The organism is Citrobacter sp. Cpo012 (assembly GCF_030333015.1).
GTDB lineage: Bacteria > Pseudomonadota > Gammaproteobacteria > Enterobacterales > Enterobacteriaceae > Citrobacter > Citrobacter portucalensis.
Genome location: NZ_JAOWGR010000043.1, coordinates 568,789 through 581,643 on the forward strand (window position 1 = coordinate 568,789; position 12,855 = coordinate 581,643).

Here is a 12,855-nt window from a genome sequence, read left to right on the forward strand (position 1 = left end):
ACTCGCCCTTATAAGCCGGGATGGATGATAGAGTCCCGGTGATATTACCGCTGAGGGGGAACCGGAAAACCCTTCAGTGAAATCACGAAATTTTCACCGTCTTTCTTAATTTTTGCCCCAGCATCACACCAGTCGGAGGCAATACGGAAGAACTCGTCGCTGCCGACATTCCAGCTCAGGCGGACATGTTTCACATAACCGGAGCGTAGTAAATCACAAGCTTCGCCGTAATTACTGGCGGTTGAGAGCGGTTGTTGTTTCATTTTTTCTTCTTCAGTAGTCTGCGCAATGCTTTGATTTCTTTAGGAGTCAGTGCTTCAACTACGGACTCTTCCGTATGCTGGCTATCGATATCCTCAGCGGAGACTCCCGCCTCTTCAACGGCGGTAAACGCAATCAGCAGCAGTTTTTCCGTCGCAACACTTAAATTTTCGTTATGCACTTCAGCGTAATGGCGAAGCTTTTCTTTTAGCGCCTCATCAATTTTGACATTCAATACAGCGGTCGACATCGTAGAAAATCCTTGTGGTCAGCCAAAACACACCGGATGTAAGACCCTGTCGTTACAGCGCGATGGCGGCGGCAAAAGCAACAAATAACATCCCCGAAACACATTGACAGCATTTGATGACAATAAAATGACAATACGATGACAAAGAAAAGAAGATAAGAAGAAGGGAAATTGCCGGACGGCAGAATTGGGTGGGGGCCCTGCCAGCTACATCCCGGCACACACGTCATCTGCCTTGGCTGCTTCCTTCCGGACCTGACCTGGTAAACAGAGTAGTGTTGCGGGAGAACCAACAGAGCCCCCATTGAGAGCGTTGTTAACCAACGCGCAGGCGCATTATCACTGCTGCACCCTGTAATTGCAACCCATCCAGCATCGGATGCTGTTTTCTTGTGCAATGCGGCTTCACTCCCTCGCCATTCGGCATTATGCTGGAGGATTAGCGCAGGAATAAATAATGGATATACAAGACACTTTCCCCCAACGCGTCTGGCAAATCGTCGCGTCAATCCCCGAAGGTTTCGTCACCACGTATGGCGATGTTGCCAGGCTTGCCGGTTCGCCGCGCGCTGCGCGCCAGGTCGGCGGCGTGCTTAAGCGTCTCCCCGAAGGCAGCACTTTGCCCTGGCATCGGGTGGTTAATCGTCATGGTGCCATTTCGCTGACCGGCCCCGACTTACAACGGCAGCGTCAGGCGTTGCTGGCAGAAGGAATAGTGGTTTCAGGAAGCGGGCAGATCAATTTACAGCGCTATCGCTGGGTGTACTAACCCTCTCCAGGCGGAGAGGGTTACGACTGCCTTAGTACTGCGTGGGAGCAGGAACGGCAGAAGAAGGATTCACCTGGGTTGGTGACGTTGACGGCACCGTGGTGGCTGCCCCACCGCTTGCCTGAACCGGTACTGCTGTTTGCTGTACAGGGACCAGCGTCAGGTCAGCTTTCGTACCACCCTGATTAATGACCGTCTGAACGGTATCAGTAATAAAGACCAGTTTGTCATTAACCGTAATTGCCGCACTCAGCAGAATACGGGCGTTAGGCTGAATATCTGCCGGGTTAAATGGTAATACAAAGCTGAATGGCGCCTGCTTACCTTCAGTACGGACCGCTTTTTGCGACAGCACTTTTGACGGTGCATCGGCCAGCGACGCATCTGACAGCGTGACGGTCAGCACCGCATCGGGTGGCAAGGCCACTTTCTGGCGGATCCATACCGTACCAGAAACATTTGGCTGTTGAATTTTAGACTGTGTGTCAGCAATTGACGTATTAGGGCTTGGCGCAGGTGTCTGAATATCTGCACTTTTATCAGCACAGGCCGCCAGAGCGACCGCAACCGCTAAACCACTTACCATGTGCACGAGTTTCATTAAATTCTCCTTATCATCTATGCACCAGCGAGAACTTTCCTCGCCAGAAGAGTGGTTAACAAAAACATAACGTGACTAAGTGTGGCACAAGACAGCTGTTTTTGCCTGTAATAGGCCTTTAATTCAGACAATTGCACCCATCGGACCACTTTCAAAATTGCGTTATACTCTGCCTACCTCGCTGCGAGATCGATATAACCTGGAGAGCACGTATGAGTCTGGCGCTGAAAAATTTGCTGACATTGTTAAATCTGGAAAAAATTGAAGAAGGACTCTTTCGGGGCCAAAGTGAAGACTTAGGGTTACGTCAGGTTTTTGGGGGACAGGTTGTCGGTCAGGCGCTGTATGCCGCCAAAGAAACCGTACCGGAAGAGCGTCTGGTGCACTCCTTCCACAGCTACTTTTTACGCCCCGGCGATAGCCAAAAGCCCATCATCTATGATGTAGAAGTCTTGCGTGATGGTAACAGCTTCAGCGCGCGCCGCGTTGCCGCAATTCAGAATGGTAAACCCATTTTTTACATGACCGCCTCTTTCCAGGCACCGGAAGACGGATTTGAACATCAGAAAACCATGCCGGATGCGCCGGGTCCCGATGAGCTGAAATCAGAAACAGAAATTGCCCGCTCAGTGGCGCATTTACTGCCGCCGCTGTTGAAAGAAAAATTTATCAACGATCGTCCGTTGGAAGTGCGCCCGGTTGAATTTCATAACCCCTTAAAAGGTCACGTCGCACCTCCGGCGCGCCAGGTATGGATCCGTGCAAACGGCGAGCTGCAGGACGATCTGCGCGTCCATCAATATCTGCTGGGTTATGCCTCAGACCTGAACTTCCTGCCTGTAGCGCTGCAGCCGTACGGGATTGGTTTTCTGGAAAAAGGGATTCAGATCGCCACCATTGACCATTCAATGTGGTTCCACCGTCCGTTCAATATTAATGAGTGGCTGTTGTATAACGTCGAGAGTACTTCGGCCTCCGGTGCCAGAGGTTTTGTACGCGGGGAGTTTTATACGCAGGACGGCGTGCTGGTCGCCTCTACCGTGCAGGAAGGGGTAATGCGTAATCGCAATTGAGAATTACCGGATGGTGGCGCAAAAGCGTTACCATCCGGCAGATTGAAACATCAAGCGTTGTAAGCGTTCTCGCCGTGACTGTTCACATCCAGACCTTCGCGTTCCTGCTCTTCCGGTACGCGCAGACCCACCGTCATATCCGCCAGCTTATAGCCAATGAAGGCCACCACGCCGGACCAGACGATGGTGATCGCCACGCTTTCCAGTTGCACCAGCAGCTGATGCCCCATGGTAACGCCCTCAGCAAATCCCACGCCGCCCAGAGAGCTGGCAGCGAAAACCCCGGTCAGGATGCAGCCAACAATACCGCACACGCCGTGCACGCCAAACACGTCACACGGATCGTCCACGCGCAGAAAACGCTTCAGCATGGTTACGCCCCACAGACCAGCCAACCCCGCAACCACACCGATAATCAGCGCCCCGCCGACACCGATGTAGCCACATGCAGGTGTTACGCCCACCAGACCTGCAATAGCACCGGAACAGGCGCCCAGCAGAGACGGTTTACCACGCAGCGCCCATTCACCGAAGATCCATCCGAGGATGGCGGCAGCGGTGGCGACCACGGTATTGACGAAGGCCAGTGCAGCAATTTCATTCGCCGTTCCCGCTGAACCGGCGTTAAAGCCAAACCAACCAATGTAGAGAATAGCGGTACCGGTGAAGACCATCGGCAGGTTATGCGGTTTAAAGGCTTCTTTGCCAAAACCGACGCGTTTGCCAATCAGATACGCGCCAACCAGACCGGCAATCGCTGCGTTGATGTGCACGACCGTCCCGCCCGCAAAATCCAGTGCGCCGTGAGAAGCCAGCAATCCGCCGCCCCAAACCATATGTGCAATGGGGATGTACGACAGCGTTAACCACACCACCACAAAAATCAGCACCGCAGAGAAACGAATACGCTCAGCCAACGCCCCGACAATCAGCCCAACGGTGATGCAGGCAAAAGATCCCTGAAAAGCAACGTGAATGTACTGGTAGAAGCTCCCCGTGACCGCCGTCAGCGCGATGTTCTTCAGCAATACCCAGTTGAAGTTGCCGAAGAAATTATTCCCTTCGCCAAAGGCCAGTGAGTAGCCATAAACCACCCATAGAATACAAACCAGAGCGAATGTCACCGTCACCTGAGTCAGCATCGACAGCACGTTCTTACCGCGAATCAAACCGCCGTAGAACAACGCAATGCCAGGGATAGTCATAAACAGCACCAGCGCGGTACAGATCATCATAAAAGCGTTATCTGCTTTATCCGCAACCGCCGGTGCCGCCATTGCCAGTCCCGGCAGTAGCGCCAGTGAAGCAATACCCGTTTTCATCGTTGCTATCTTCATTTTTTGGTTTCCTATCACTGTGTGCCAGAAGTTACAGTGCGGCTTCGTCGGCTTCGCCGGTACGAATACGAATCACACGTTGCAGCTCGGCGACGAAGATTTTGCCGTCGCCAATTTTTCCGGTGTATGCCGCCTTACTGATGACATCAATCACGCCATCCAGTTGGTCGTCGGCAATCGCCACATCAATCTTCACCTTTGGCAGAAAATTGACGCTATATTCAGCCCCACGGTACAGCTCAGCATGACCTTTCTGTCGGCCAAACCCCTTCACTTCGGTGACGGTCAGCCCCTGAATACCAATAGACGACAGTGCTTCACGGACGTCTTCCAGTTTGAACGGTTTGATTACCACGGTAACCAGCTTCATAGATCCCCTCCAGTCAGAATTCAGTAGTGGCTGCAGATACACGAGAGGAATATTGCAAGGGGTGTGCCAGGAATGAAAAACGCGGAATGATTCAGGTTCGCCGGGTACTATCGGGAGAGAAAAAGAAAAAACGCACTATAACGGTGCATAGTGCGTTACATTTTTGCACCAGATTGTTGATTGCCGGATGTCGGCGTAAACGCCTTACCCAGCCTACGATACCGCGTGGCCGGATAAGCGCTGCGCCGTCAGGCGATAACAGAATCCTCTTGCGTGCTGGCGGCTAACTCTTCGCCCGCCAGCTGCAGCTGATACATCTGCCAGTAACGGCCTTGCGCCGCCAGTAATTGCTGGTGCGTACCACGCTCAACCGCCTGACCGCGATGCAGCACCAGAATGGTATCCGCATCGACAATCGTCGATAACCGATGCGCAATCACCACCAGCGTAGTGTGTTCACGGACCGCCGCCAGCGCGTGCTGAATGGCCTGTTCAGTACCGGAATCAATACTGGCCGTGGCTTCATCGAGGATCAGCACCTGCGGCGTTTCAACCAATACCCGCGCCAGCGCCAGCAGCTGTTTCTGCCCAACGGAGAGATTATTGCCCTGCTCGCCCAGCCGGGTATGAATCCCCTCGCTCAAGCCCCGAGCCAGTTCAGCCAGTTGCACGGTCTCCAGCGCCTGCCAGACCCGCTCTTCTGAGATATCGCGACCCAGCGTGACGTTTGCCAGGAAGGTATCCGCCATCACCACCGGATCCTGCTGCACCATCGCGATGCCCTGACGTAACGCACCGTGGCTCAGAGAAGACAACGGACGTCCGTCAAGGCGGATTTCCCCCTGCGTCAGCGGGTAATATCCCATCAGCAGGCTGGCCAGCGTGCTTTTGCCGCTGCCTGTGTGTCCGACCAAAGCCACAAAGCTGCGCGAAGGCACGGACAGACTGATGTTTTGCAGCACCAGATTGTCGTCGCGATAGGCAAATGAAACGTTATCCACCTCAATGTCTCCGCTTTTGAGCGGGCGATCGTCTTCACCATAGCGCTGACGAGGCCCGTCCATCAGTTCGAACACTCGCTCACCAGCGACAACCGCCTGCTGCAGCATTGATTGCTGGGTGGTCAGCTCGATCAGCGGTTCGTTCAAACGGCCGAGGTAGCTGATGAACGCGTACAGCACGCCAACCTCGATGGAGGTGCCAGAGGTAAAACTGAACAGCATCAGCAAACCGCAGAGGATCAGTGCCGAGAACAGGCTCAGCAGCGGACGCAGCAAAAAACCATCCAGTCGCAGGGTTTGCATACGCGCCATATAGTGCGAGCGGCTGGCCTCGCCCATTCTCTCGCCAAACCTTGCCTGCTGGCGGAACTGCTGGATAACGCTCATGCCGTTGATGACTTCGTTAAAGCCATCGTTAATATCCGCCAGATAAGCGCGCACCCGGCGCACAATCGGGGTGCTGTAGCGTTGGTAAATCACCATCACCACCAGCACGGCTGGGAAAATGGCCATTGCCACCAGCGCCATGCGCCATTCCAGGCTGAACATTGCCACCAACATCGCGCCGATTAAGGCCGCGCTGCGCAGGACCGTTGCGACCACCGTCACGTACAGGTCGCGAATAACTTCAGTATCATTGGTCACGCGGGAGATAAGCTGCCCGACGGGCTGAGTATCAAAAGCGCTGAGCGGCTGACGCAGCGCAGCGTCCATTACGTCGGTGCGTAACTGTTGTACTACGCCAACCGCCGCCTGGTTAAACAGCAATGACTGCGCGTAATGCAGACCTGCCGCCAGCAGTTGCAGACCGACATAGGCCGCAACCAGCCCGGCAACCATCGCCAATGGCAGATTGTTCTTCGCCACCATGTTATCGATAAAATAGCTAATCAGCAGCGGACCGCTGACTTCCGCCGCAGCCGCCACCCACAGCATAACTACCGCAATCGCCAGCTGTTTTCGCCATGGGGAACCATACGCCAGCAGTCTTTTCAGAGTTGGCCATAATTGCCCGAAACTACGCATTAGCCGCCTCCTCGTTTATCTCTGGTGCATCAGACAGCGCCGCTTCAAGTTGCTGATAGCGGTACATGTCGCGATACCAACCGGGCTGTTGCACTAAAGATTCATGCTCACCGCGCTGAGCAATATGCCCATGCTGCATCACGATAATCTCGCTGGCTTCCGTCAGAGCCGATAAACGGTGCGCGCTGATAATCACGGTTCTGCCTTCGCCCCACTGGCGCAGGTTATGTAGGATCTGATGTTCGGTACGACCATCCACCGCCGACAGCGCATCATCCAGAATCAGAATTTCAGCGTTCAGCAATAACGCTCGAGCGATAGAAATACGCTGTTTTTGCCCGCCAGACAGCATCACCCCGCGTTCGCCCACTTCGGTGTTGTAGCCCTGAGGAAGACGTAAAATATCCTCATGAACGCTGGCAAGGCGCGCCACATGCTCGATCTCTTCCTGCGTGGCCTGCGGACGTCCTAAGGCGATGTTATTACCGACGGTATCGGAAAACAGGAATGGCGTCTGGCTGACAACCGCCAGTCGGCTGCGCCAGCTATCCAGCTGTAAGCGCGTTAATGGGATATCATGAAAGCGCACATCGCCTTGGGTGATATCAAAATGACGCTGGATCAGCGACAGCACCGTACTTTTTCCCGCGCCGGTCGGACCACAGATGCCCAGCATCTGCCCAGGTTTGAGCTGGAAATTCACATTTTCCAGCGCCGGGTGGGTGGTTTGCGGGTAACAAAATTCGCGAATCGCTACCGCCAGCTCGCCGCGTCCTTCCGGCACCGGTTCAGTACCGTCATCCACTACCGGCGCTTCTGCCAGCATGGCGCGAATTCGGCTATACGCGGCGCTGCCGCGTTCGACGATATTAAACATCCAGGCCAGCGCCAGCATCGGCCAAATCATCAGACCGAGATACATCATAAAGCTGGTGAGCTGCCCGAGCGTCAGCGAGCCGTGAACCACCATCCAGCTTCCCCCGGCAATCGCCAGCAGGTTAGCCATACCAATGGCGATATAAATGGTAGGATCAAAGCGGGCATCAATGCGCGCCACACGAAGGTTTTTCTTACCGGTATCTTCAGCATCAGCGGCAAATAATGCCGACTGCCGATCCTCCAGCCCAAAGGCCTTGATCATACGAATACTGGTCAGGCTTTCCTGAGTACGATCGTTGAGACTGGAAAACGCCGCCTGCGCCAGCTTAAAACGGTTATGGAGTCGATCGCCGTAACGTTTGATCATCAACGCCATCACCGGCATCGGCAGCAGCGCAATGAGCGTCAGTTGCCAGCTTATCTGCGTTGACATCACGATCAGCACCGCACACCCCATTACCAGCGAATCCACCAGCGTCAGCACCCCTTCTCCGGCGGCAAATACGACGCGATCGACATCGTTGGTTGCCCGTGCCATCAGATCGCCCGTACGGTGCCGCAAATAAAATTCTGGATGCTGGCGACTCAACTGACGGTAATAATCTTCCCGCAGTTCAACCGCCAGTTGGTAGGATGCGCCAAACAGCAGCACGCGCCAGACATAACGCAGCAAATAAACCACCACGGCAATCAGGGCAATTGTCCCCACCCACATCAGCAGCCGCTCGGTGGTGAAGCGTTGAGTCGTCACGCCATCCACAATGATCCCGACCACTTTCGGCGGAATAAGCTGAAGGATAGCGATGATGATAAGCAAGGCCACTGCCCCGAGGTAGCGACGCCACTCCCGGCGGAAGTACCAGCTTAATTGAGCAAATAATCGCACGCGTTATGTCCTGACAAGGTTTCCGGCAATAAGCGCCGGGAGAATTATTCAATAGGTAGAGCAGTTGTGTATTTAATCTGTTCCATGGCAAAGCTGGAGGTGACGTCAGACAGGCCCGGTACGCTGTTCACCAGGCGCTTATAGAATTCATCATAGCTTTTCATATCAGCAACCTGCACTCGCATCAGGTAGTCATACTCCCCTGCCATACGCCAAAACCCCAGAACCTCGGGCATTCCGGTCACTTCAGTGACAAAGCGGCAATACCATTCGCTGCTGTGATGCTGAGTTTTGATCAGCACAAACGCCGTTAAGCCCAGCCCCAGTTTTTCTGGATCCAACAGGGCGACTCTGCCCAGCAGGATACCGTCATCCTCGAGTCGTTTGAGACGTTTCCAGCAAGGGGTGGTAGTCAGATTAACGGCATCTGCTAATGCCTGCAAAGAAAGGGTGCAGTCCTGTTGCAGTAAGCCGAGTAGCTTGCGGTCAATTTTGTCTAACATATCCACTCCACAGAGAAGAATTTTCTCCTTACATTCTATTTTAAAGGCTAAATGGCAACAATTTTTTCCGTGCTTTTCGCTATTCTGGGCACAAAATGACAAATGGATATCTATTAATGATGAATAGCTCCTGGGTTAAAAACGCCATCAATGAAATCAACGCGGATTATCAGCGTTCTGCGGATACGCATCTCATTCGCCTGTCGCTACCGGCGTTCCCGGGCATTCAGCTCTATTTAAAAGATGAGAGCACGCATCCGACCGGGAGTCTGAAGCATCGTCTGGCGCGCTCACTGTTTCTGTACGGATTGTGCAATGGCTGGATCAAAGAAGGCACCACCATCATTGAATCATCGTCCGGTTCAACGGCGGTCTCTGAGGCTTATTTCGCTCGACTGTTAGGGTTGCCATTTATTGCCGTTATGCCTTCCTGTACGGCAAAACGTAAAGTTGAACAGATTGAATTTTACGGCGGTCGCTGTCATTTCGTGGAAAGCGCCTGCGAAATCTATGCGGCCTCTGAGCAACTGGCGCGTGAGCTGAACGGTCATTACATGGACCAGTTCACTTACGCTGAGCGCGCCACCGACTGGCGCGGCAATAATAATATCGCCGACAGCATCTTTCGTCAGATGCAGTGCGAGCCCAACCCCGTTCCCCGCCATATTGTGATGAGCGCCGGAACCGGTGGCACCTCAGCAACCATTGGCCGCTATATTCGCTGTCAGGGCTACGATACTCAACTGATGGTGGTAGACCCGGAAAACTCGGTCTTTCTGCCCTTCTGGCAGGATCGCGATGCCACGTTACGCAGTCCGGTAGGAAGTAAAATTGAAGGCATTGGCCGCCCGCGTGTCGAACCGTCTTTCATTCCTGACGTGGTCGATGAAATGCTGCGCGTGCCGGATGCCGCAAGCGTGGCCACCGCACACTGGCTGGAAACGCAGTTGGGCCGCAAGGTCGGCGCCTCTACCGGCACAAACATGTGGGGAACGCTACAACTTGCCGCCCGTATGCGCGATGCAGGCGTTACCGGTTCGCTGGTGACACTGTTGTGTGACAGCGGCGAACGCTATCTGGAAACCTACTACAACCCACAGTGGGTCGACGCGCACATCGGTGATTTAACGCCGTGGAAAGCGGAGCTTGCCCAACTACTGAACACCCATTAATGGGATAAAAAAAAGCCAGACGCGAAGTCTGGCTTGCTGGAAGGGATCTCTCATTCGGGGGAATAAGGTAGATGTGGATTGTCCAGCCAATGCGTCAAAAAGTGTGACACTGCCTGATTACGGCAATGCCCAATCACCGATAAATGAGGCAGTTCAGCAATCAGTTGCGGCATCGCGTTACCCATAATCAGGCCGCGCCCAACGCTGCCTAACATTTCGCGATCGTTCATGGCATCGCCAAACGCCATACACTCGGCCATTGAATAACCTAAATGGTCGCTCAACACCGCCAATGCCGATCCTTTATTACAGCCCAGCGGCAGCACCTCAAGGCAATCAAACGCGGAAAAACAGAGATTCGCCTGTTCACCCAGCGCTTCATTCAGTTGAATGCACAATTGGATAAGAGAGTCATGATCGCCACAGAAACAGACTTTCGTAACCTGATGCGCCGGAATACGTTTCACATCGACGATCTGGTAGCGAAATCCGCTATACACATGCGCCTGCAGCAGCGAGGGGATCTCTTGTCCGGTGAACCAGCCATTGTCATTAAAGACATGCATGCTGGCGGTAGTGTCCCACTTCTGATGCAACACAATATCCGCGACATTCGGATCCAGATCCTGACGGTGTAACACATCGCCCTCAACAGAGTGAATGCGCGTGCCGTTACCCGTGATCAAAAAGGCGTCCAGCGAGATCGAGCCTAAAATATGGCGCATCTCAAGCACATGGCGACCGGTGGCAAATGTCAGAGTAATATCGCGTTCACGCAGGCGCGACAGCGTTGAAAGCGTTTCGTCACCTAAATGGTGATTCGGCATCAAAAGGGTGCCATCCATATCAAATGCAGCCAGACGAGCCATTTCTTTCTCCACACTGTGACGCGGTTAACTTGTGATCCAGTATCACCTGAGATATACGGAAGTAATAGTGAATAGATAAAATGAATTGTTCCGGGTTTCTCTACGCATAAACCGTTAACGAACATCCTGAAGGAAAAAGTATCAATGCGTCTGCTTAATCGCCTGAACCAGTACCAACGCCTGTGGCTGCCCTCGAACGGCGAACCGCAGTCGGTGACCGTCGGGGAACTGGCCGAACGCTGTTTTTGTAGCGAACGCCATGTGCGTACCCTGCTAAAGCAAGCGCAGGATGCAGGCTGGCTGGAGTGGCATGCTCAGTCGGGGCGCGGGAAACGCGGGCAGCTGCGGTTTTTAGTGACGCCAGATTCACTGCGCAACACCATGATGGAACAGGCGCTGCAAAAGGGAGAGCAGCTTAGCGTACTGGAACTGGCTCAGCTGGCGCCGGGTGAATTAAGAACACTGTTACAACCGTTTATGGGCGGTCAGTGGCAAAACGACACGCCAACCCTGCGTATACCCTATTACCGCCCGCTCGACCCCTTGCACCCCGGGTTTCTCCCCGGTCGCGCAGAGCAACACCTCGCTGGACAAGTTTTCTCTGGCCTGACCCGGTTTGACAGCACTACGCAACGTCCCTGTGGAGACTTAGCCCACCACTGGAATATCTCCGCTGACGGCCTGCGCTGGGATTTCTATATTCGTTCCACCCTGTACTGGCATAACGGCGATGCGGTCAGCAGCACACAGCTACATCAGCAGTTGCTGAAGCTGTTAGAACTCCCCGCGCTGAATAAGCTGTTTATCAGCGTAAAGCGCATTGAGGTGACGCATCCCCAGTGTCTGACCTTTATTCTGCATCGTCCCGACTACTGGATGGCGCACCGTCTGGCAAGCTACAGCAGTCACCTGGCGCATCCTGAGCACCCGTTTGTGGGTACCGGCCCGTTCCGGCTGACGCTGTTTACTCCTGAGCTGGTGCGTATCGAGAGCCACGATCACTACCATCTGAGTCATCCGCTGCTAAAAGCCATTGAATACTGGATAACCCCGCAGCTCTTCTCCCAGGATTTGGGCACCAGCTGTCGCCATCCGGTGCAAATTGCGATTGGTAAACCCGAAGAGTTGCCTATGCTAAGCCAGGTAAGCAGCGGGATCAGTCTTGGTTTTTGCTATCTCACGCTCAGAAAAAGTGCGCGCCTGAATACGCAGCAGGCCCGTAGACTGATCAATATCATCCACCGTTCTTCCCTGCTACAAACGCTTGAAGTGGATGAAAATCTGATCACGCCAAGCAATGCACTGCTCCCCGGATGGACTATCCCGCAATGGGATGAACTCGACGAGGTAGCATTACCGGAAAAGCTGACGCTGGCTTATCACCTGCCGGTAGAACTTCACGCTATGGCTGAACAGCTTCGCCAGGCGTTGGCGTTGCTCGGCTGTGAATTAACGCTTATTTTTCATAATGCTAAAAACTGGGATGGCGATCATCCCTTAGCCCAGGCCGACCTGATGATGGGCGACAGGCTGATTGGTGAGGCACCTGAATATACTCTCGAACAGTGGTTGCGCTGCGATCAGCTCTGGTCACATGTATTGAATGCGCCAGCATACACACATTTGCAAACGACCCTGGATGCCCTACAAATCCAGGCCGATGAGGACGATCGCCACGCGGCTTTACAACAAGTTTTCGCCACGCTAATGCATGACGCTACCCTGACGCCACTGTTCAATTATCACTATCGCATCAGCGCGCCACCGGGCGTGAACGGCGTACGCCTGAATCCTCGTGGCTGGTTCGAGTTTACCGAAGCCTGGCTGCCACCTCCTTCCGCGTGAAGAAGCTGGTCGA

General features: G+C 53.9%; 12 protein-coding genes, 1 other RNA gene and 1 pseudogene. 4 read left to right on the forward strand and 10 right to left on the reverse strand.

From position 1 onward, the window contains the following. Nucleotides 1–44: 44 nt before the first annotated feature. The 3 genes from OGX90_RS22495 to ffs all read right to left on the reverse strand — a co-directional run bounded on the left by OGX90_RS22495 (nucleotide 45) and on the right by ffs (nucleotide 806). The gene (locus tag OGX90_RS22495) at nucleotides 45–263 is read right to left on the reverse strand and encodes a hypothetical protein (protein WP_008783956.1); all 219 of its coding nucleotides are present in this window, start codon (nucleotides 261–263) and stop codon (nucleotides 45–47) included. Continuing rightward, the gene (locus tag OGX90_RS22500) at nucleotides 260–511 is read right to left on the reverse strand and encodes a hypothetical protein (protein WP_003831029.1); all 252 of its coding nucleotides are present in this window, start codon (nucleotides 509–511) and stop codon (nucleotides 260–262) included. Before OGX90_RS22500 ends, OGX90_RS22495 begins: the two co-directional genes overlap by 4 nt. A 198-nt stretch (nucleotides 512–709) precedes the next feature. Further along, nucleotides 710–806, reverse strand: an RNA gene (ffs, locus tag OGX90_RS22505) — signal recognition particle sRNA small type. A gap of 84 nt (nucleotides 807–890) precedes the next feature. Here ffs and OGX90_RS22510 point away from each other — a divergent pair. Beyond that, nucleotides 891–1,280, forward strand: a pseudogene (locus OGX90_RS22510) (MGMT family protein). A 31-nt stretch (nucleotides 1,281–1,311) separates the two neighbouring features. Here OGX90_RS22510 and OGX90_RS22515 read toward each other — a convergent pair. Continuing rightward, nucleotides 1,312–1,881 (reverse strand): YbaY family lipoprotein, encoded by a 570-nt coding sequence (locus tag OGX90_RS22515; RefSeq protein WP_003021666.1) that lies wholly within the window; start codon nucleotides 1,879–1,881, stop codon nucleotides 1,312–1,314. A 212-nt stretch (nucleotides 1,882–2,093) separates the two neighbouring features. Here OGX90_RS22515 and tesB point away from each other — a divergent pair, with 212 nt between their 5' ends. Beyond that, complete coding sequence (tesB, locus tag OGX90_RS22520; RefSeq protein WP_003831027.1) at nucleotides 2,094–2,954, forward strand: acyl-CoA thioesterase II; 861 nt, start codon at nucleotides 2,094–2,096, stop codon at nucleotides 2,952–2,954. A gap of 50 nt (nucleotides 2,955–3,004) precedes the next feature. On the opposite strand, the gene amtB is transcribed toward tesB, so the two are convergent. The 5 genes from amtB to decR all read right to left on the reverse strand — a co-directional run bounded on the left by amtB (nucleotide 3,005) and on the right by decR (nucleotide 8,956). Further along, entirely contained in the window at nucleotides 3,005–4,291 is a 1,287-nt protein-coding gene (gene amtB / locus OGX90_RS22525) for an ammonium transporter AmtB (protein ID WP_008783954.1), read from the reverse strand. A gap of 31 nt (nucleotides 4,292–4,322) precedes the next feature. After that, nucleotides 4,323–4,661: a P-II family nitrogen regulator gene (gene glnK, locus OGX90_RS22530; protein ID WP_003021657.1), complete on the reverse strand. Its 339-nt coding sequence runs from the start codon at nucleotides 4,659–4,661 to the stop codon at nucleotides 4,323–4,325. A gap of 248 nt (nucleotides 4,662–4,909) precedes the next feature. Continuing rightward, on the reverse strand, nucleotides 4,910–6,688 hold the full coding sequence (locus tag OGX90_RS22535) for a SmdB family multidrug efflux ABC transporter permease/ATP-binding protein (protein WP_008783952.1): 1,779 nt from the start codon (nucleotides 6,686–6,688) through the stop codon (nucleotides 4,910–4,912). Next, nucleotides 6,681–8,453: a SmdA family multidrug ABC transporter permease/ATP-binding protein gene (locus tag OGX90_RS22540; RefSeq protein ID WP_198801661.1), complete on the reverse strand. Its 1,773-nt coding sequence runs from the start codon at nucleotides 8,451–8,453 to the stop codon at nucleotides 6,681–6,683. The genes OGX90_RS22535 and OGX90_RS22540 overlap by 8 nt, the downstream gene beginning before the upstream one ends. Nucleotides 8,454–8,497: 44 nt before the next feature. Next, nucleotides 8,498–8,956, reverse strand: a complete 459-nt coding sequence (gene decR / locus OGX90_RS22545) for a DNA-binding transcriptional regulator DecR (protein WP_003831023.1) — start codon at nucleotides 8,954–8,956, stop codon at nucleotides 8,498–8,500. Nucleotides 8,957–9,072: 116 nt separating this feature from the next. Here decR and OGX90_RS22550 point away from each other — a divergent pair, with 116 nt between their 5' ends. Further along, nucleotides 9,073–10,128, forward strand: a complete 1,056-nt coding sequence (locus tag OGX90_RS22550) for a PLP-dependent cysteine synthase family protein (protein ID WP_220471131.1) — start codon at nucleotides 9,073–9,075, stop codon at nucleotides 10,126–10,128. A gap of 50 nt (nucleotides 10,129–10,178) precedes the next feature. Here OGX90_RS22550 and cof read toward each other — a convergent pair whose 3' ends face one another. Further along, nucleotides 10,179–10,997, reverse strand: a complete 819-nt coding sequence (gene cof, locus OGX90_RS22555) for an HMP-PP phosphatase (RefSeq protein ID WP_286624725.1) — start codon at nucleotides 10,995–10,997, stop codon at nucleotides 10,179–10,181. Nucleotides 10,998–11,141: 144 nt separating this feature from the next. Here cof and OGX90_RS22560 point away from each other — a divergent pair, with 144 nt between their 5' ends. Beyond that, entirely contained in the window at nucleotides 11,142–12,842 is a 1,701-nt protein-coding gene (locus OGX90_RS22560; RefSeq protein ID WP_234692803.1) for an SgrR family transcriptional regulator, read from the forward strand. Nucleotides 12,843–12,855: the final 13 nt, after the last annotated feature.